The organism is Paenibacillus sp. FSL H8-0048 (genome assembly GCF_038002825.1).
Classification (GTDB): Bacteria; Bacillota; Bacilli; order Paenibacillales; family Paenibacillaceae; genus Paenibacillus_AQ.
Genome location: NZ_JBBODF010000001.1, coordinates 2131990 through 2150950, shown reverse-complemented (window position 1 = coordinate 2150950; position 18961 = coordinate 2131990). Strand labels below are relative to the sequence as shown.

16 protein-coding genes and 1 tRNA gene are annotated in these 18961 nt (G+C 54.2%); 9 read left to right on the top strand and 8 right to left on the bottom strand.

The features are described 5' to 3' along the window. Positions 1-64: 64 nt before the first annotated feature. The gene (locus tag NSU18_RS09355) at positions 65-1783 is read left to right on the top strand and encodes a sensor histidine kinase (protein WP_341148847.1); all 1719 of its coding nucleotides are present in this window, start codon (positions 65-67) and stop codon (positions 1781-1783) included. Further along, positions 1755-2585 carry a response regulator transcription factor gene (locus NSU18_RS09350; RefSeq protein ID WP_341148846.1) on the top strand — a complete coding sequence of 277 codons (831 nt, stop codon included), beginning with the start codon at positions 1755-1757 and terminating at the stop codon, positions 2583-2585. The genes NSU18_RS09355 and NSU18_RS09350 overlap by 29 nt, the downstream gene beginning before the upstream one ends. Before the next feature lie 65 nt (positions 2586-2650). On the opposite strand, the gene NSU18_RS09345 is transcribed toward NSU18_RS09350, so the two are convergent. Together NSU18_RS09345 and NSU18_RS09340 are read right to left on the bottom strand one after the other, a co-directional pair. Further along, complete coding sequence (locus tag NSU18_RS09345) at positions 2651-3418, bottom strand: ABC transporter ATP-binding protein (protein WP_341020231.1); 768 nt, start codon at positions 3416-3418, stop codon at positions 2651-2653. Further along, positions 3418-4524 (bottom strand): FecCD family ABC transporter permease, encoded by a 1107-nt coding sequence (locus NSU18_RS09340; protein ID WP_341148845.1) that lies wholly within the window; start codon positions 4522-4524, stop codon positions 3418-3420. The genes NSU18_RS09345 and NSU18_RS09340 overlap by 1 nt, the downstream gene beginning before the upstream one ends. 249 nt (positions 4525-4773) lie before the next feature. On the opposite strand from NSU18_RS09340, the gene NSU18_RS09335 reads away from it, so the two are divergent. After that, positions 4774-5844, top strand: coding sequence for an ABC transporter substrate-binding protein (locus NSU18_RS09335; RefSeq protein WP_341148844.1), 1071 nt, complete (start codon positions 4774-4776; stop codon positions 5842-5844). Between the two features lie 37 nt (positions 5845-5881). Here the strand turns inward: NSU18_RS09335 and NSU18_RS09330 are convergent, their stop codons facing one another. The 4 genes from NSU18_RS09330 to NSU18_RS09315 are packed head-to-tail and all read right to left on the bottom strand — an operon-like array spanning position 5882 to position 9721. After that, entirely contained in the window at positions 5882-6898 is a 1017-nt protein-coding gene (locus tag NSU18_RS09330) for an ABC transporter ATP-binding protein (protein WP_341020237.1), read from the bottom strand. After that, the gene (locus NSU18_RS09325; protein WP_341020239.1) at positions 6898-7680 is read right to left on the bottom strand and encodes an ABC transporter permease; all 783 of its coding nucleotides are present in this window, start codon (positions 7678-7680) and stop codon (positions 6898-6900) included. Before NSU18_RS09325 ends, NSU18_RS09330 begins: the two co-directional genes overlap by 1 nt. A gap of 29 nt (positions 7681-7709) precedes the next feature. After that, entirely contained in the window at positions 7710-8528 is an 819-nt protein-coding gene (locus NSU18_RS09320) for an ABC transporter permease (protein WP_341148843.1), read from the bottom strand. Next, a complete protein-coding gene (locus NSU18_RS09315) occupies positions 8528-9721 on the bottom strand; it encodes a serine hydrolase domain-containing protein (protein ID WP_341148842.1) in 1194 nt (397 codons plus the stop codon). The genes NSU18_RS09320 and NSU18_RS09315 overlap by 1 nt, the downstream gene beginning before the upstream one ends. A 217-nt stretch (positions 9722-9938) precedes the next feature. On the opposite strand from NSU18_RS09315, the gene NSU18_RS09310 reads away from it, so the two are divergent. Together NSU18_RS09310 and NSU18_RS09305 are read left to right on the top strand one after the other, a co-directional pair. After that, positions 9939-11246, top strand: coding sequence for an APC family permease (locus NSU18_RS09310; protein ID WP_341148841.1), 1308 nt, complete (start codon positions 9939-9941; stop codon positions 11244-11246). A 145-nt stretch (positions 11247-11391) separates the two neighbouring features. Continuing rightward, positions 11392-11464: transfer RNA gene (locus NSU18_RS09305), tRNA-Lys, on the top strand. 309 nt (positions 11465-11773) lie between these two features. Here NSU18_RS09305 and NSU18_RS09300 read toward each other — a convergent pair. Beyond that, positions 11774-12163 (bottom strand): VOC family protein, encoded by a 390-nt coding sequence (locus NSU18_RS09300; RefSeq protein WP_341020247.1) that lies wholly within the window; start codon positions 12161-12163, stop codon positions 11774-11776. A gap of 63 nt (positions 12164-12226) precedes the next feature. Here NSU18_RS09300 and NSU18_RS09295 point away from each other — a divergent pair, with 63 nt between their 5' ends. The 3 genes from NSU18_RS09295 (at position 12227) to NSU18_RS09285 (ending at position 16788) form a co-directional block, all read left to right on the top strand. Beyond that, positions 12227-12601, top strand: coding sequence for a DUF4180 domain-containing protein (locus NSU18_RS09295; RefSeq protein WP_341020249.1), 375 nt, complete (start codon positions 12227-12229; stop codon positions 12599-12601). 46 nt (positions 12602-12647) lie between these two features. After that, positions 12648-15578, top strand: coding sequence for an insulinase family protein (locus tag NSU18_RS09290; protein ID WP_341148840.1), 2931 nt, complete (start codon positions 12648-12650; stop codon positions 15576-15578). A 160-nt stretch (positions 15579-15738) separates the two neighbouring features. Continuing rightward, positions 15739-16788, top strand: a complete 1050-nt coding sequence (locus tag NSU18_RS09285; RefSeq protein WP_341020252.1) for an Atu2307/SP_0267 family LLM class monooxygenase — start codon at positions 15739-15741, stop codon at positions 16786-16788. 106 nt (positions 16789-16894) lie between these two features. Here the strand turns inward: NSU18_RS09285 and NSU18_RS09280 are convergent, their stop codons facing one another. After that, a complete protein-coding gene (locus NSU18_RS09280) occupies positions 16895-17782 on the bottom strand; it encodes a fructose bisphosphate aldolase (protein ID WP_341020253.1) in 888 nt (295 codons plus the stop codon). A 175-nt stretch (positions 17783-17957) separates the two neighbouring features. On the opposite strand from NSU18_RS09280, the gene NSU18_RS09275 reads away from it, so the two are divergent. Continuing rightward, a complete protein-coding gene (locus NSU18_RS09275) occupies positions 17958-18605 on the top strand; it encodes a hypothetical protein (RefSeq protein WP_341020255.1) in 648 nt (215 codons plus the stop codon). Positions 18606-18961: the final 356 nt, after the last annotated feature.

Genomic DNA, 18961 nt, shown 5'->3' with positions numbered 1-18961 from the left:
CCAGCGGGTACCGGGCTTTGCTGCATCCTGGTGTATGATTACAGGACGAATAGGAGGGGAAGGCATGAGGGCAAAAAGGAGCTTCAAGGATTCGCTGCGCAGACTGTTTTTGCTGCATACGCTTGTGCCGATTTCCATTCTGTTTGTGCTGTTCCTGATGTTCATGATGATCAATTCGCGGTTCCTGCTTATCAATCAGACGGCAGAAGCGGGCAAAAAAATCAAGCTGGCGATGGAGGAAGTCTACAGCTCCTATATAAAGGAAATGAATGAAGCTTCGGCGCTCGATTCCGTTATCGCGTTCACAAGTGCGCAGACCCGGGGCCCTGAGGTGTTCGAGCGGTTCTATGCCTTCAACAACCGGCAGCGGGTAAAGAGTATTCTGTATATCATGGGTACAGATGGAAGCATTCTGGCCTCCTCTGCTAACTACGGCTCTGACTCCTCAGACCTTGCCCTGCAGGCTATCGCCCGGAGGATGCACAATCAGGGTCTGACGGGATTGGCCGAGACCAACCCTATCCGCTTCTCGCATGACCGCTATACCGCTTATACATTTGCCAAGGCCATTAGCGGCAGCGGGGGTGTGCAGGGGTATCTGATCTATCAATTGTACGAGCCGGATCTGCAGAAGCTGCTTTTCGTGCAGAATAACGAAATTGCCGTAGTTACTGATCCTTACCGGACCATCATTGCCACAACCAATAACCTGACCCAGGGGCTGATGAACAAATACAGCCTGACCAGTGATTCCAAGGGCTACGTATGGATTGATGACGGAAAGTATTACAGCAAGGAAACGTATCTTCCGTTGTCGCAATGGCGTATTTACACGTTAAGTGCCGCCGAAGGGAATCGCAGCGCCTATTTGTCTTTGGTTGTATTTTTTGTATTGGCGAGTCTGCTGCTCTGGATTGTTATTTGGTATTCGGCCCGTATTATCTCCACGCGCCAATCACGGGCGATTGATAAGCTGATCTATGCCGTAAGAGAGCTGCAGTCCGGCAATATGGATTCTTACGTGTACATCGGAACCGGTGATGAGTTCGAGACGCTGGCGAATCAGTATAACCGGATGCTTCAGCGGCTGAATGAGCTGGTCGCCCAGAATACAGAGCTGTCCGATCTGCGCAGAGTCATTGAAGTGAAGCATCTGCAGTCGCAGTTTCATCCGCATTTCATATTCAATGTACTGGAGACGCTCCGGTATGCCATTATCGTGGACAATCAGCTTGCCCAGGATATGGTCCTTACGCTGTCCCGCCATCTGCGCTACAGTATAGGCAATGAGCAGGATCATGTCATGCTCGGGAGTGATCTGGAATATATAGCAGGCTATATGAAGCTCCAGCAGATCCGCTTCAAGGACAGGCTCCATTACCGCGAGGAGGTAGACCAGGCGGCCCGGACGGCGCTCGTCCCCCGGCTGATGCTCCAGCCGGTGATTGAGAATACGATTAAGTACGGCTACCGCCAGCGCCAATCCGTATCGGTTAAGGTGCTGGGCTGGGTAGAGGGAACGGATCTTATTCTTGAAGTGAAGGATGATGCCGGAGGCATGAGCAGAGAACGGCTTGCGGAGGTGCGGGCCATCATGGATTCACAGGATAACCGTGCCCCTCACATCGGGCTGCATAATCTGCACCGGCGGCTGGTGCTGATGTATGGCGGCCGTTACGGGATTGAGCTGGACAGCACGCTGGGAGAAGGCACAGTCGTTACATTCAGATTGCCATACCGGAAGGAGGAGACCAATGTTCAAGGTGCTGCTGGTAGAGGATGAGGAGATGATCCGCAAGGGGCTGCGGTTCACCTTCGATTGGATGGGAGCCGGCTGCGTCGTGGTCGGGGAAGCCGAGAATGGCGAGGATGGACTGCGTCAGATCGCAGACTTGCGGCCGGATATCGTCATTGTTGATGTGAATATGCCGCTGCTGGACGGAATTGGCATGATTGAGCAGAGCGTAGAGGAAGCCGATTGCAGCTACATTATCCTGTCGGGCTACGATGAATTCAGACTGGCCAAGGATGCTATCCGGCTTGGGGTGACCGAGTACCTGCTGAAGCCCCTGGAGCAGGAGCAGCTACTCGCTGCTCTGAAGCGGGCCAAGGGGCAGCTGGCGATGAAGCGGCAATACACGGCTATGCTGACAACAGGTGCTGCTAATGGGGAGGCACTGCAAGCTTCTGTCGTTAAGCTCCCCGGGAAGTCGTCCCGTTACGTGTCCAGGATGATCGGGTATGTCCAAGAACATTATGCGGAGAAAATCGGGATCAAGGATCTCGTGGAAAGCCTGGGGGTAAGCGCCACCTACTTGAATCAGAAGTTCAAAAGCGAAACGACCTATACCTTCAACGATTTCCTGAACCGTTACCGTATCCAGAAGGCGATGGATCTGCTGCGCAGCGGAGAGGACAAGGTGTATGCCATTGCCGCTGATGTCGGCTATAAGGACTATAAATATTTCATTGCCATCTTCAAAAAATACGCAGGCTGCACACCCAGCTATTATCAGGAGCGGTACGGCCTTGGACAAAACAGCGGAGAATCGGCAGCGGACAGTCACACCAAAGAGGCAGATTAATGGGCAGCGGTAAGCGCCGCCGCCTCTTTAGTCTGCCTAAGTGTATCCTCTCATTAAGCAGAGAGTTACTTTGTCTCCAGATAGGCGATGCCCAGCGCCCCGGTGACCGGGTTGCGGTAGGTCTCGCACTCCACATCGAAGACCTCGCCGATTAATTCCTTGGTCAGAATATCCTCCGGCACTCCGCTGGCCGCGACCCGGCCTTCCTTCATGACATACAGATAGTCGCAGTATTCTGCGGCCAGGGTGAGATCGTGGAGGGCGGCGAGAATGCCGATATCCAGCTTTTTGACAATATTCAGAATCTGCAGCTGGTACTTGATATCCAGATGGTTGGTCGGTTCATCCAGAATCATGAATTCCGGCTGCTGGGCCAGCACACGCGCCAGAATGACCCGCTGCTTCTCACCTCCGGACAGGGAGTTATAGCTGCGGCCGGCATGTCCCTCCAGATTCACCTTGCGCAGCGCGGCAGAGATAATATCTGAATCCTCCCGGTTGTCGGTCTCCAGCATCCCCTTGTGCGGCGTCCGGCCCATCGCCACCATCTCCCGCACGGTGAAGTCGAAGCTCAGCTCGTTGAACTGGCCGACGACGCCGAGCTTGCGGGCCACGGCCTTCGGGCTTGCTTTGATCACATTCAGCTCAGAGAGGAAGACATCCCCCTGGCGCGGCTTAATGACCTTATAGATGCTCTTAAGCAGCGTGGATTTGCCGCAGCCGTTCGGGCCGATCAGGCCGACGAATTGCTTATTTTGTACCCTCAGCGAGACCTCCTGCACAATTTTCGCTTCACCGAAGGATACACTTAGGCTTTCAACGTTCAGATTCATCAGCTTTTCCCTCCAAAAGCATAGCCTTTTCTAATCAGCATGTACATGAACATCGGCGCCCCAATCAGCGCGGTAATAATCCCGATCGGCAGCTCCACATTCGGCACAATCGTCCGGGCAATGACATCCGTCCAGATCAGGAAGATCGCGCCGAACAGAACCGACGCCGGCAGTAGCCTGCGGTGGTCCGAGCCGACCAGTCCCCGCACCAGATGGGGGATAATCAGTCCCACGAAGCCGATCATTCCGCAGCTGGCTACCATAACTCCGGTAATCAGCGCGGTGAGGATCATGTAGACTCTGCGGTAGGCACCCAGATGAATACCCAGCGTAACCGCCGCCTCATCTCCGAGCAGCATGGCATTTAGCACGCGGAACTGCGAGAGGAACAGGATAACAGCAAGCAGGACGGTGACCGAGATCAGTGGCAGCTTATCCCAGCTCGATGCAGCCAGGCTGCCCATCGTCCAGAAGGTAACCGTCTTGATGCCTTCGGCATTGTTCGCGAAATAGACAATGAAGTTGGCAAAAGCGGTACATAGAGCGTTAATGACCATCCCGGCCAGCACCAGCTTGACGGAGGTCATTTTGCCGCCTGCACTGGCGAGTGTGAGGACCAGCAGAGATGCGCCAACCGCCCCTGCAAAAGCCCAAAAGGCGACACCCGACTGGCCGAGCAGCCCCATCGAGCCGAAGCCGATCAGGATGGCGAAGGTTGCGCCCAGCGAAGCGCCGGAGGAAATACCTAGTATGTATGGATCAGCCAGGGGGTTCTGTACCGCTGCCTGCATAATTGTCCCGCACAGCGTAAGTCCGGCGCCGATGAACATCGCCATCAGGACACGCGGGAACCGGATTTTCCAGATAATATCCACGAACGAACCGGAGGTCAGGTCTTGTATATCTCCAATCTGAATGCCTGTGATGTGGTGAAGCAGAATCCGGTAGGATTGGGAGACAGGAATGTCTACCTGCCCGAAGGAGACCGCAGCCCCGGCAGACAGCAGGGTAATAACGAACAGGATGCCTATAATAGCCATAAAGCCGTAACGGGAATGAATGAGAGATTGCTTAGGCTGTGAAGGTACGGCTAGATCAGTATGCATGACAATGGGAAGGCTCCTTTACATTAGAGAATTTAGTATGGACTGACTCATCAGACGACACTGTGAGCAGGATATCGTAGCATGTTTTTAAATATAAGGTACAATGAGAACGATTGTCAATGATAATTATTCTCATTGACATGCGGCTCAACTTTCTATATTCTACGGAGGTATCCCCTGCAAGGCTATGGGCTTAATGCCCTTCCCGCAGGATAACTAATGTACATACAGAAAAGGGGACCTAAGAGAATGAAGAAAATATTCAAAAGATATGTACCGCTGCTGGCGGTTCTGGTAATGGCGGTTATGCTGGCGGCTTGTTCTTCCAACGCAGGTAATGAGAAGGAAGCAGCGGCAACGGCTGCACCTGCATCGGCCAGTTCCGCACCGGCGGAGACTGCACCTGCGGCAGCCAAGACGGTATATCCCCTAACAATGGAGAACCACACGAATAACGGGGAAGGCACCGAATGGAAGGCTAAATCGCAGACCTTCGATAAGGCTCCCGAGAAGGTAGTAGCGAATACCCAAGGTGCGGCGGAGCTGCTGATTAAGCTGGGGCTTACCGACAAAATGGTCGGAGTAGCGGCTCTCTACGGTGCAGGTGATCCGGCAGTTCAGGAAGAGTTCAAGAAGATTCCTGTCATCTCACAGGACTATGCCAGCAAAGAGCTGGTTGTAGGCGCGGGCCCGGATCTGGTGATGGGCCGCGGCGGCCTGTTCGCGGATGCGGATTGGGGAGTAGGGACGGTAGGCGGACTCAATGAGCTGGGCATCAAGACCTTCGTGCAGAGCACCAGCCTGCAAGGGGCAACGCTAGACAGCTTGTACAAGGACATTGAACAGCTCGGCCAGATCTTCGATGTGCAGGATAAGGCCACGGCATACATCGCAGAGCTGAAGGAGCGTGCGGCGAAGCTGAAGGAGGGAGCGGCAGCCACAGGCGCCAAGACCTTCGCTTATGTATCTGACGGAGGCAACGGCGCAATCGCTGTTTATAGCGGCAATGTCGACACTTTTGCGGGGGATGTGCTGGGGTTGGTGGGACTGACCAACAGCTATGCCGATGTGACCGGTGAGATCAGCAAGGAGCAATTGATCGCCACCAACCCGGATGTCCTGCTGATCTCAGTGTACACAGGCGGTATTGATGCCGACCAGTCGATAAAGGCGTTCTATGCCGATCCGTCACTACAGAGTCTGAAGGCGATCCGGAACAAAGCGATCTATAAGATTGACTTCAACCAGTTCTGGGGCTACAGCTATTCCATCTTTGACGGGGCGGAGAAGCTTGCGTCTGAGCTGGCTGCTGCGAAGTAATCCGATCTTATCTTGACAAAAAAAGCAGCCTGAGCTGTCACTCTAACGGGTGACGGTTCAGGCTGCTTTTGGCATTCTCATAGATATTCATAACCACCTGCTGAATCGGAAGTTCCTTGACGGATATATCCGAGAAGGCATGCTTGCGGGAGATACCTTCGATGAACTCGCTGATTGAGATCCGGGCGGTGTCTACCTCAAGCGTTATCTCTAGGTCGGAGGGGCGCTCCATTACCTTGGTCCAGTCATTGTCGAAAAGGGTGTCCCGCACCGACTCGTTAAACGTAAAGCTTACGCGCTTCTTCTCTCCAAGGAACAGCTTCAGCCGTTGGAGCGAGTCATCAAACACCTTCTCGCCGTGATTAATGACAATCACCCGGTGGGCTAACTCCTCCACATCCTCCAGATCATGGGTGGTGAGAATGCAGGTCATGTTCTGCTGCTTGTTCATCTGGCGGATGAATTCGCGGATTTTGAGCTTGGCGATCACATCCAGCCCGATGGTCGGCTCATCCAGGAACAGAATGTCCGGCTGGTGCAGCATCGCCATGACGAACTCGCATTTCATGCGTTCGCCAAGCGACAGCACGCGGGTAGGCTTCTCCATCACTCCGACTATATCCAGCAGCGTTGCCAGCTCTTCCAGCCGGTTGCTGAAATCCGTGGCTGAGATGCCATAGATCGCTTTGTTCATCTTGAAGCTGTCGATGGGCGGAATATCCCAGATGAGCTGGGATTTCTGGCCGAAGACCGCTCCGATGGTGCGGACATAATGCTTCCGGTCCCGGGCCGGGGAATAACCGAGTACTTCGATCTCCCCGCTGGTCGGGTAGAGTGCGCCGCATAGCATTTTGATCGCAGTGGATTTGCCTGCCCCGTTCGGACCCAGCATCCCGCAGATTTCACCCCGCTCAATGGCGAAGCTGATATCGTTCACGGCCTGGACGCAGACCGCTTCACGCCGGAAAAAGCTCGCGAAGGTCTGCCCCATGCCTGCGCCCCGCTTATAGGTAGTATAGCTCTTCGTTAAATGCTTGACATCGATCACCGGCATCAGCCGCCAACCCCCTCATATAATCTGATCATGTGCCGGTAGACCCAAATGCCTGCCCATAGAAAGACAAAGCAAGGCAGAACCGCGATGAAATCACCGGCCTGTGCCCGGCCAAGCAGTGCGGAGGCCGGGAGGTAGCCAACCATCCCCACGGGAATGATCAGCGTAGCTGCCGCCTGCACCGCCTTCGGGAAGATCGGCAGCGGATATTTACCGACATGCAGCACGCTGTCCGCCAGCTCGGAAATCCGGGAATTGCCGACCCATTTGAAGGACATCGCCGCCATCATCAGCGATAATCCGGCGAGTACAGCCGTCCCGGCCAGGAACATCCCGGTGAATTGCAGCCACGCGAGGGCGGAGATAGCGCCGATATGCAGAGCGGAGAAGATGAATAAGGCAGCCCCGCCAAGGAATAATCCGACACTCTCTACAGAGAAGGTAGTTGCTACAATGTAGAACAGCGGATTCAGTGGCCTCAGCAGAATGACCTCGAAGCTGCCCTCCCTCACATGCGACATTGTTGTCCATAGCAATCCTCCAAAGACCAGACTGGAGAGACCGCTGGACATGGTGAATATAGACTGAATCAACAGCACCTCGTACAAGCTCCAGCCGGGAAAGCTAGTGCCCGCCCGATAGATTAACAGCGTCACCAGCGGAAACAGAATGTTGCCGATTAGGGTAATCAGACTGCTGACGATGAAGTTCATCCGGTAAGCCGAAGCGGTCTGGATAGCAGAGTACATGCACTGCTTGTATACATCTACATATTTTTTCATAACAGGAATGTTCCTTTCCCTCCGGGTATTCATGCGCCGACCGCCGTGAACTGCTTCATGGCCCGGCGGCGGACCAGCTCATTACAGCCGAACATTATTAGTACAGCAGCGGCCTGCATGCCTACGGCTTCGGGAAGGGATAGCTGAAGGCCGCCTAGTGAATAATGCCCGGTGAACACCATGGCAGGCATATAAGCAATGTACTGGAAAGGCAGGAACAGCTGGGTGACCTGAAGCCAGTGCGGGAAGAAATCAAGCGGAATCAGCGCCCCCGAGAATATTCCCGATACCAGCAGGAAGGCACTGCGAATCCCGCCGGATTGCACCAGCCAGAAGGAGGTCAGTCCTATCGTATAATTGACATAGAAGTTCATAAGAAAGGCAAGCACCACAGATACCAGTGTCCAGGGGAGGCTTGCCGGCCGCATATCGATCCCGAAAATATAGATAAAGATCAGCAGGCAGGGCAGGAACTCAAATAAGAAGCCGAGCATCCGGTGCCCCAGCTTCTGGAACAAGGCGAAGGAACGGTGATGCACCGGGCGCAGATGGAAGGTGAGGAATTTGCCGGTACGCACCAGCATCGACAGATTCCAGTCGGCAAAATCCATAATCAGATACCCGATTAGTGCCGTTGCCCCGAAATAGCGGATCATTTGCTGGAGATCAAGTCCGCCGAGCGTAGTCTGCCCGCCATAGACTGCGGTCCAGATGAAATATTGCACCATGAAATAGACCGGGCCGACAATAACAGAGACCAAGGAATGGGTGCGGTAGGCACTCCATTCCTTGTAGGTAACCTCTGCAACGGCCCGGCAGATGAGCCAGTTATACTTAAGACGGTTCATTACATCAGTCCTGACCAGATTACATTGGTTACATTGAACAGGGCTTCCGCATACCAGTTATCATCCGTGAAGGGCACGAACCATACCGCCGTGAGCTGCTCCACCGGATCGATTACCATACAGCAGGCGCCGGCTCCCTCATGAAAATAACTGCCCTCAGAATAGAGGAATGCGGGGCCTTTCCGCATATCCAGCCCAATGCCATAGCTCCGGTCTTTGACATTGTTGCCCCAGCAGTAATCAGGCTTGCCATAGAGCGTGCGGGTGGTGAGCTTCTCGACGGCTTTGCGGCCGATAATACGCGTATCCCCCAAGGTTCCCATGAAGAGGAGCATATTGGCGAAGCGGGTGAGGTCCGCAGTAGTTGAGACCAGTCCTCCGCCTGTGCTGGATACATTCTCCCACAGCTTCTCTGCTGGAGGTACTTCCGGTTGTATGCCATGGATCAGGTCATGGAGCTGCTTTTCTTTATGTTCATTTCTTATGATGAAGCGCCCCGCTAATTCGGGAGTCGGCTCCCACATCGTGTCCTTCATGCCGAGCGGCTGCAGGATCTGCTCCTCTATGTACTGTTCAGCGGAAATACCAGTGACCTTCTTAATGATCTCACCAAGAATACAAAAGCCGAAGGAGCAGTATTGCCATTCCTCACCAACCGGTTTGTCGATCCCGCAGCTCAGTGCAGCTGTGATCCAATCAAGCTCGCCGTCCTCCGGCTTATACTTGTCGAAATATTCGCCAATCAGCTGCCAGTAAGACTTGTGATAAGGAATCGTGCCGCCCGCACAGTCAGGGAACAGGCCGGAGGTATGGGTCAGCAGGCTGTAGATGTCGATTTTATTGAACGGCTCTACGTTAAACGGTTCCAGAAAGGCACCAACGGGAAGGTCAAACCGCAGGATACCATCTTCTACGAGCTTGGCTATCGCCACAGAGGTAACCGCTTTGGTAATGGATGCGATGCGATGAACGGTTGTCGGCAACAGCGGGTCCGTCCGGTCCTTGCGGTAGGAGAGGGGGCCGATGGCACCGTTCATGAACGTCTTGCCGTACCGGGAGACGCTGTAAGCGGCTGCCTGGATTTTGTTCTCGTCGATCAGTTTCTGAAAGAGGGTATGGAGTACCCCGATTCTTGATGCGTCATAATGAACCTCTGCCGGTGAGCAGTCGGTCTTGCCAGGAGTGTAGAGCATACGTATATGCCTCCTCGAAGGGTAGTAGCGCCAAGATGAAGAAGAGTCCGTGATAGCGCTCCCAAATAGTATATATTCCAGATCATGGATGGTTCAATGGCAAGTTTGATTTATAACCAATTTATCCTGATCCAAAAAGAGGGGCGGAGTGCAAGAACAGAGAATTTACTACGGAGGACTATCACTCACACAGAATGGAAGGACAAGGAAAGAAATTATGAAATCGAAACCGTTAACCCAAAGTATCACCTTTATGCAAGCCCTGGCTCTGGTGGTCGGGATGATTATCGGATCGGGGATTTTTTTGAAGCCTGGGATTGTATTGAGTGACGCAGGAACCCCGTGGATGAGTATTCTGGCCTGGCTGGCAGGAGGGATCATTACGCTGGCTTCCGCGCTGAGTGTGGCGGAGATTGCAGCGGCCATTCCGAAGTCGGGGGGACTCTATACGTATCTAACCGAGTTGTACGGCGGAGTAGCCGGCTATCTGCTGGGCTGGGTGCAGGCCGTGATCTCATATCCGGCTTCGGTGGCTGCGCTGGCGATTGCTTTTGCAACCTACTCTGGTTACTTCATGCCGTTGAACGCATGGCAGCAGAAGCTGGTGGCTGTCGGGATTCTGGGCTTCATCCTGCTGATGAATGTCATCGCGACGAAGTTCGGCGGGATCATTCAGACGGTGGCCACGGTTGGGAAGCTGATTCCGGTAGCGGGCATTGTGGGCGTCGGGCTGTTCTCGGATTTGGCTCCGGGCTTCAGCGGCATCAGTACAGCGGCTGCGGGTGCAGGCTTCGGGGCTGCGGTGCTTGGAACACTCTGGGCTTATGACGGCTGGATCAGCGTGACCAATATGGCGGGAGAGATCAAGGACCCGGCCAGGACGCTGCCCAAAGTCATTTCGATCGGTGTTATTTTTGTCATCGCCGTATATGTGCTGTTCAATATAGCGGTGTTCCAGGCGCTGCCCTATGACCAGATTGTGTCATCCCAGACCCCCGGAGCCGATGCGGCTGAGGCCTTGTTCGGGAGCGGCGGCGGAGCCTTCATTACGGCAGGCATTATCGTCTCTGTGCTGGGGGCGCTGAACGGTTATCTGATGACCGCAGCGCGGGTGCCGCAGGCGATGGGGGAGCGGGGACAGCTTCCGTTCTCCAGGGTGCTGAGCAGCATTCATCCGAAGTTTCAGACACCGGCGAATGCGCTTGTTTTTCAGAGTGTGCTGGCGGTGGTCTACATCTTCTCAGGAACCTTCAATACGCTTACTGATCTGCTCGTGTTCGTGCTCTGGATCTTCTTCACCATGGGCGTGTTCGGCGTGTTCCTCCTGCGCAGGAAGCTGCCGCCCGTACAAGGCCGCTATCGCGTGCCGCTCTATCCGTTCACCCCGGTTCTTGGCGTAGTAGGGGGCCTCTATATCCTGGCCAGTACAATTATCAGTGACCCGCAGCGTTCCCTTATAGGGATTGGCATCACGCTTGCGGGACTCCCGGTGTATGTGGTGATGATGCGGAAGAAGCGCGTGTAGACAGCAGTCCATAGCCAGGTGTGAGATAATTTGAACAAAACAGTTGACAAGCGCCCGTTCAAAAAAGTATACTATGAAAGTACTTTTGAGCGGACGCAGTCAGCTTAGAGATTATCGTCTAGAGAATCATACATAGACACCATACGGACTCTTAGCTCAGTTGGTAGAGCAGTAGACTCTTAATCTATTTGTCCAGGGTTCGAGCCCCTGAGAGTCCATCCCTTAAGAAACGGCAGAAATGCCGTTTTTTTGCTGTCTTGAGAGATGTGTGCGGTAAACCGAACACATTGGGACCGGGGATGGCACGTGGCGAAAATGTAATCGAAAAACCGATTACGTTGGGTCGTGTGTAGGCGCGTGGGCTTAATGTAATCGAAAAACCGATTACATTAGGTCGTGTGTAAGCGCGTGGGCTTAATGTAATCGAAAAACCGATTACATTGGGTCGTGTGTAAGCGCGTGGGCCTAATGTAATCGAAAAAGCGGATACATTATGCATCCGCAAATTCCGCAGGTAGGCTCACACTCTACAGATGCTCCGCAAGCTGTACCTCGAAGCCGTCGGGGTCCAGGATATAGAAGAAGCGCAGGCTGGGATTCGGCGCGATAGGGCCTCGGGCTACCGGAATTCCTTCCTTACTAAGCTCCGCCATAGCCTCGTCCAGCGACCCAACCTCGAACCCTACAGATACTCCGCATTCCGGCTTCAACGGCGGGTCACTACCCTCTATGAGTTCAAGCTTCGGCTGTCCCTCTATCCCCAGCATGACGATCTGCTTCCCTCTGCTCTCGAATCTGCGCTCCAGCGGAAGCCCTAGAATTCGGTGATAGAAATCAAGGGAAGCCTCCAGATTGCGTACCCTGAGTGTAATCCAATTCATCGTCAGCTCCATCATGATCCATCCTTTACTGTACAATTCAATTGCTGCTAATATTAGCTATCCGCATATTTTAACATATTCGATCAGGAGGTTATAGCAATGAACATAACTACTATAGAAGCTGGCGGCACAATCATCGCTGTAGTAAGCGGCAACGAGGCTGTGGTGGGGGATGTCCAGAGTGCACTGGATCTGATGGCGACGGTACGCTATGAGACGGAATGTGACCGGATCGTGATCCATAAGGCGCTGCTGAGCGAGGAGTTCTTCGACCTCAAGACTCGGCTGGCCGGTGAGATTCTGCAGAAGTTCATTAACTATCAGGTGAAGGTAGCCGTGGTGGGGGATTTCAGCAGCTATACCAGCAGCAGTCTGCGTGATTTCATTTATGAATGCAATCAGGGGAAGGATATATTTTTTGTAGCGGATGAGCAGCAGGCCGTTGAGCGGTTGAGCCGGAAACCCCGGATATGATAAGCTCATGGAATCAGGGCGGCCCTGAACTAAGGAGGGGAATTATATGAGCAGCTTAATAGCAGGTGAGGTCTATTCCGGGTTTCAAGTGATACGCAAGGAGTACATACGGGAAATCGAATCCTCCGTATACACGCTGGAGCATCAGCAGAGCGGCGCGCGGCTGCTCTATGTACAGAATCAGGATGACAATAAGGTGTTCAGTGTAACGTTCCGGACTCCGCCTGCGGACAGCACGGGAGTGTTTCACATTCTGGAGCATTCGGTTCTGTGCGGCTCGGACAAATTCCCGGTGAAGGAACCGTTCGTGGAGCTGCTGAAGGGCTCGATGAAGACGTTCCTGAATGCTTTTACCTTTAGCGACAAAACGATGTATCCGGTAGCCAGCCAGAATGATCAGGATTTTGCCAATCTGATGGAGGTCTATCTGGACAGTGTCTTTCAGCCGAACATTTACAGTCAGCCGGAGATCTTCGAGCAGGAGGGCTGGCACTATGAGCTGCCGCATTCCGGGGATGAGCTGATCTACAAGGGCGTTGTCTACAATGAGATGAAGGGCTCGTATTCCTCGCCGGTGACAGTGCTGATTGACCGCATCAAAAAATCCCTCTATCCGGGTACGATCTACCGTCACTCTTCCGGTGGTGATCCGCAGCATATCCCTGCCTTGACCTATGAGCAGTTTCTGGAGGCGCACCGGAATTATTATCATCCGTCGAACAGTTATTTCTATCTCTATGGCGATTTGAATATCGAAGCACGGCTGAAGTTTATCCATGAGGAATATCTCAGCCGCTATACCCGCAAGACAATGGACACTTCCATTCCGCTACAGGCCCCGGTCGGCATTACCCAGCTTACGGCGGAGTATCCCATTCTGGAGACGGAAACGGCTGCGGACAAGACATACTTGAGCTTGAATTATGTAATAGGGACCTCTCTCGACCGGGAGCTGAATCTGGCTTTTGCCATTCTGAAAAGCATGCTGATGGACAGCAACGCGGCCCCGCTGAAGCAGGCGCTGCTGGAGAGCGGTCTGGGCAAGGATGTGGTTTCCTTTTATTCGGATAGTATGGTTCAGCCTATGCTGGGTATTGCCTTGACACATTCCAACCCTGAGGCCAAGGAAGAATTCGTGAATCTCGTCAGAACCACTTTAAGCCGCCTTGCAGCAGACGGTCTGGATGAGAAGCTGGTGCTGGCTGCGGTGAACAGCAAGGAATTTGAACTTCGGGAAGCCGACTTCACCCAATATCCGAAGGGTCTTACCTACAATATGGAAGTGATGAAGGCCTGGCTGTATGACGGCTTGCCGTCCACGTATCTGGAGTACGAAGCCGCGCTTACGGCGATCCGTGAACAATGCTCGGGCCGCTATTTCGAGCGGCTGATTGAGACCTATCTGCTGAACAGTAACCACTGCAGTGTCGTTGTCCTCCAGCCTTCTCAGACTCTGGCGGGGGAAAAGGATGCGGCAGTCCGCAGCCGTCTGGCGTCATACAAAGCGTCTTTGGCCCCGGCACAGCTGGAAGAGCTGGTGCTTAGCACGCAGAAGCTGCTGGCCCGTCAGAACACTCCTGATCCCGCTGAAGAACTGGAGAAGCTGCCGAAGCTGACCTTGCAGGATATTAACCCTATCGCCCCGGCGGGGGTACACACAGTGGAGTATACGCTGGATGGGATAAAGGTACTGCATCATGAAGTGGCTGCCGGTGCAATTGCCTATATCAAGCTGTACTGGGATACCAGCATGCTTGCAGCGCAGCAGATTCCCTATCTTGAGCTGCTGGCGAGAGTGCTTGGACAGCTGGAGACGGAAGCTTACAGTATTGAGGAGCTGACGAGTGAGATCGGGATTTCGACCGGGGGCATCCGTTTTCAGAACGAGGTGTTCGGAGCCGGGAAGGCTTCGGAGGGCAGCTATCAGGCCAAATTCAGCGCCCGGATTAAGGTCATGCAGGGCAACATCGGCGGTTCCCTGAAGCTGCTGCATGAGCTGCTCTACGGCAGCAATCTGGATAACCTGTCCAAGCTGCAGGAGATTGTGCGCCGGGAGGCCTCCGGGATGGAGGCGATGCTGACCCAGAAAGGCAATGAGATTGCAGCCAGCCGCGTGCTGTCCTATTTCTCGGATCGGGGGATGTACGAGGAGCAGCTTGGCGGTGTGGCGTATTACCGCTTCATCAAGGAGCTGGCCCGCACCATTGACCAGCAGGCGGAGGGGCTTGCGGATACGTTGAAGGAAATCTGCGGGGTGTTGTTCAATACGCAAAATCTGACGCTCTCCATCACCGGTACGGCGGATTCGTATGCGGAATTCGCCGCACATGTGCAGGAGCTGGACCTGCAGAGACTGGCGGTGGAGTCCCAGCCGCTCTTGTCTGCACAGGGCCAAGCGGTTAACGAAGGCTTCATGTCCGCAAGCCAGGTGCAATATGTAGTCAAAGGCTATGACTACAAGAAGCTGGGCTTCGCCTATTCCGGCAAGCTGCAGGTGCTTAAGAAGATCCTCAGCCTGACCTACCTGTGGAATACCGTCCGGGTCAAGGGCGGTGCGTATGGCGGCAATCTGCTCCTGCGCCGCGACGGGGTGATCCTGTTCACCTCCTACCGCGATCCGAACCTGCTGGAGACGCTGGAGGTCTATGACCGGGCCGCTCAGTTTGCCGGAGAATATTCGGCAGATGAAGCGGAGATGGAGAGGGCAATTATCGGGACCCTGGCCATGCTGGACCAGCCGCTGAGTCCCGGCGCGCAAGGCCGTCAGGCGGACCGGCATTACTTCGAGCAGATTACGGCGGAAGACCTTCAGCAGGAGCGTAACGAAATCCTGTCGGCCACAGCCGCGGATATCAGGAGCTATGCCAGTCTGCTTGAGGCGGTAACGCAGCAGAATTACTTCTGTGTAGTCGGAGGCGAATCCAAGCTGAAATCGGCTTCCGGTGCCTTTGGCAGCCTGGAGGAGCTGGTGAAATAAGCGGGAGCGGCTTCGATTAGCCTGCTAACACACGATAGGGTGCCTCACGGGCTGTTGACACAGCTGGGGCACCCTTTTGCTGCGGGTAGAAGTTTTCTTTGAATATTTGACTATTTAGTTTTAGAATATAAAGATTACTGACTTCTAGGAGGAACAAGACGTGGAACTTGGAATAAGCACCTTTGTCGAGACAACGCCTGATGTGAATACCGGAGTGACTCTAAGCCATGCGGAGCGGCTGCGCGAAGTGGTGGAGGAGATCGTGCTCGCGGATCAGGTGGGACTGGATGTATACGGCGTGGGTGAGCATCACCGGCCTGATTTTGCAGCTTCATCGCCTGCTGTGCTGATGGCGGCGGCTGTACCGCTGACGACCCGGATCCGTCTGACCAGTGCGGTCATGATTCTGTCCTCAGCCGATCCGGTGCGGGTATTTCAGGATTTCGCAACACTGGACGGGATATCGGGCGGCCGTGCCGAGATCATGGTGGGCCGGGGCTCGTTCACCGAGTCGTTTCCTCTGTTCGGCTATGATCTGAAGGACTACGAAGAGCTGTTTGACGAGAAGCTGGACCTGCTGCTCAAGCTAAGGGAACCCGGCAAGGTGAGCTGGAGCGGCAAGCACCGTCCGGCTATAACGAATCTGGAGATCTATCCGCGCCCGGAGCAAAATCCGCTGCCCGTATGGATTGCGAGTGCGGGAACTCCGGAGTCTGCGGTCCGTGCGGGTACCCTGGGTCTGCCCTTTGCCCTGGCGATTATCGGCAATGTGAACCCCTCCGATTATGCCATGCATGTACGGCTCTACAAGGAGGCAGCAGCCAAGGCAGGCCATGATGTGTCGAAGCTTCCGATTGCTTCACATTCTCATGGTTATGTTGCGGAGACGGATGAGCTTGCGGTAGAGGGCTTCTTCCCGTCTACCCATGCACGGACGAATGTCCGGGCGGTGGAGAAAGGGCTCCCGCCGTATCACCGTGCGGATTATGATGCCGCCCGCAGCTTTGACGGTGCTCTATATGTGGGCGACCCGGACACGGTTGCCCGCAAAATCATCCACCTCTACGAGCATGTAGGGATCACCCGCTTCCTGCTGCATGTCCCGCACGGCTCCATGCCGCATGCCCAGGTGATGCAGGCCATCCGTCTCTTCGGGACAGAGGTAGCTCCCAGGGTGCGGGAGGGAATTAAGCGGCTTAAGCAAGTCTGATGATGCTACGGGCTTAGGCAACGGCTAACAGCCCCCGGGCCTAATGGCTCGGGGGCTTAAGTCTGCCAACCTAAGAAACCAACGAACAGACGGAGAGCTAGAGGACTTAAGTAATCGAAGCCTCATAGATGGCCTGGATTGACGCAGCGAGGGTGCTGTTAAATTCCTCTTCCGTCTGCTGATCGCTGAGCCCCTGGGATAAGGCGCGGGAGAAGCTGGCAATCACTCCATGCTGGCGGGCCAGCTTCCCGTTGGCTTCTGCCTGGGTATACCCTCCTGAGAGGGCTACGATCCGAACTACATGGGGATCTGCAGCGAGCTCACTGTATAGATTATCCTCTGTCGGGATCGACAGCTTGAGCATGACCTTCACGCCATCTGGCAGTTCAGACAAGCTTGCGGCCAGTTCCCGTTTCAGCAATTGCTCTGATTCCTGCTTGTCCTTGCTGAGGATATCTACTTCAGGTTCAATAATCGGAACGAGTCCGAAGGCGGCGATCTGCCGGGCCAGCCCGAACTGCTGCTGAACAGCCTGCCGGATACCCTCCGGGTTCGCCTCATGGATCACGGAGCGCATTTTGGTGCCGAAGATATGCTTGCTGACAGCCCGCTTCAGCAGATCGTCGAGGGCGGGAATAGGCTTCATAAGCTGGACTCCGTGCTCAGGAGCGGCCAGTCCCTGGTCTATTTTGAGAAAAGGCACGATGCCCTTCTGCTCCCACAGGTAATCGGCGGTATATTGCCCGTCAATGAAGCGGTCCATCGTGTTCTCGAACAGAATTGCACCGAGAATATGCTCGCCTGTAAAGGCGGGGCTCTGAATAATGCGTGTTCTCATGCTGTGAACCATGGTGTACATCTCTTCGTCCCCTGAATAACGGTCTTCCTTAATACCGTATTGCAGCAGCGCTTTGGGGGTGCTTCCTCCGCTCTGGTCCAGAGCAGCTATAAAGCCTAGGCCAGTGTGAATCCGGTCCAATTGTTCGGTATTCATGGTTAGTGTCATTCCCTTCTGCAAGATGAGATCGTAACTGTACCCTGTCTAGTATAGCACTTGCGCATAAGGACATACATCCGGGTCCGGCAGAGCTTTCCATTTGCGCCTGAGAGATATGGTATGTTACCTTGTTCAATAGGATGGTATGATAGACAGTGGGGTGAATTTAACTATGACAAACGAAACAACCAATGAGACCACGAATGAGCCGGTGAACGGTGAAGCGGAAGCTGCCGAGAAGGCCATGACCGAAGAGAACTGGAATGAGCTGCTCAAGGCTGTTTTTCATAACGGCATTGTAGCGCTCAAAATGAGCTTCAGCGATGTGGAAGGACAGGTGCTGAACCTGGACAACTACGGCCCGGTATTTGTATTCCGTGTGAAGGATAAAGATAACGCTGATTATTACTGCGGCTTCTTCCTTCGTGAGCTGGCTGCCCGGTTCCAGTCCGGCAACAGTCCGGAGATCTGGATGGCGTCCTTCTTCCACGAGCTGATGAAGACCAAGGGAGGCAACTCCATGCCTAAGCCGCTCGCCAGTGAAGAGGAAGCCAAGGCTGCTGTCGATAACGTGCTGGTGCCGATGTGTATCGCCGCTGTAACGGAGGAGTTCGCACCGGAGCAGGTGCATGCCGGACTGGCCTGGAACGAGGAGCATGGACCGGTCTTTGAAGCAGGCTTCCCTGCCATCACAGACGGAAATAACGTATGCGCGATCCCGCTCCATCTGCTGCTGACGCATCTGCAGCTTAACCGTGATCCTTCGGAGCTGCTCGTGCAAGGGATGTATAAGATCCGCGAAGAGCACGGACTCGAGTAGTACAACGGCATTATCTTTGTAAAAGCATGAACCGCCTCTGTTGGAGCGCGGTTTTTTGCTGCGCCGGGGGTGACAACGTAGCACAGCAATGCGATAGCGTGGAGATAATCCGGCCGAATGTATGCGAAAAACTGAACACAATCGCTAGCGGGAAGGAACGGGGGCTAAATGTATAATGTAAACCTGCCGCTCTACTGGTGTCTTCCGAAAGGACAGTCCTTCACTTTCCCTCAGGTTCGCTGAATTGTCAAATTTCTGGTTCTTCCGGGAAGCAAAAGCGATATATATGGGATGTAGCAGAAGAAGGCGCTGCCATATTCATGTCCGAAACCGGTTGGGTAAGGTTTCAACTGCGC

Bases quoted from the DNA above. Each gene is read 5' to 3' on its own strand.
- NSU18_RS09345 (WP_341020231.1), bottom strand. From the start codon at position 3,418: ATGAATCTGAACGTTGAAAGCCTAAGTGTATCCTTCGGTGAAGCGAAA.
- NSU18_RS09280 (WP_341020253.1), bottom strand. From the start codon at position 17,782: ATGAATACCGAACAATTGGACCGGATTCACACTGGCCTAGGCTTTATA.
- NSU18_RS09355 (WP_341148847.1), top strand. From the start codon at position 65: ATGAGGGCAAAAAGGAGCTTCAAGGATTCGCTGCGCAGACTGTTTTTG.
- NSU18_RS09310 (WP_341148841.1), top strand. From the start codon at position 9,939: ATGAAATCGAAACCGTTAACCCAAAGTATCACCTTTATGCAAGCCCTG.
- NSU18_RS09350 (WP_341148846.1), top strand. From the start codon at position 1,755: ATGTTCAAGGTGCTGCTGGTAGAGGATGAGGAGATGATCCGCAAGGGG.
- NSU18_RS09335 (WP_341148844.1), top strand. From the start codon at position 4,774: ATGAAGAAAATATTCAAAAGATATGTACCGCTGCTGGCGGTTCTGGTA.
- NSU18_RS09295 (WP_341020249.1), top strand. From the start codon at position 12,227: ATGAACATAACTACTATAGAAGCTGGCGGCACAATCATCGCTGTAGTA.
- NSU18_RS09340 (WP_341148845.1), bottom strand. From the start codon at position 4,524: ATGCATACTGATCTAGCCGTACCTTCACAGCCTAAGCAATCTCTCATT.
- NSU18_RS09315 (WP_341148842.1), bottom strand. From the start codon at position 9,721: ATGCTCTACACTCCTGGCAAGACCGACTGCTCACCGGCAGAGGTTCAT.
- NSU18_RS09275 (WP_341020255.1), top strand. From the start codon at position 17,958: ATGACAAACGAAACAACCAATGAGACCACGAATGAGCCGGTGAACGGT.
- NSU18_RS09330 (WP_341020237.1), bottom strand. From the start codon at position 6,898: ATGCCGGTGATCGATGTCAAGCATTTAACGAAGAGCTATACTACCTAT.
- NSU18_RS09325 (WP_341020239.1), bottom strand. From the start codon at position 7,680: ATGAAAAAATATGTAGATGTATACAAGCAGTGCATGTACTCTGCTATC.
- NSU18_RS09290 (WP_341148840.1), top strand. From the start codon at position 12,648: ATGAGCAGCTTAATAGCAGGTGAGGTCTATTCCGGGTTTCAAGTGATA.
- NSU18_RS09320 (WP_341148843.1), bottom strand. From the start codon at position 8,528: ATGAACCGTCTTAAGTATAACTGGCTCATCTGCCGGGCCGTTGCAGAG.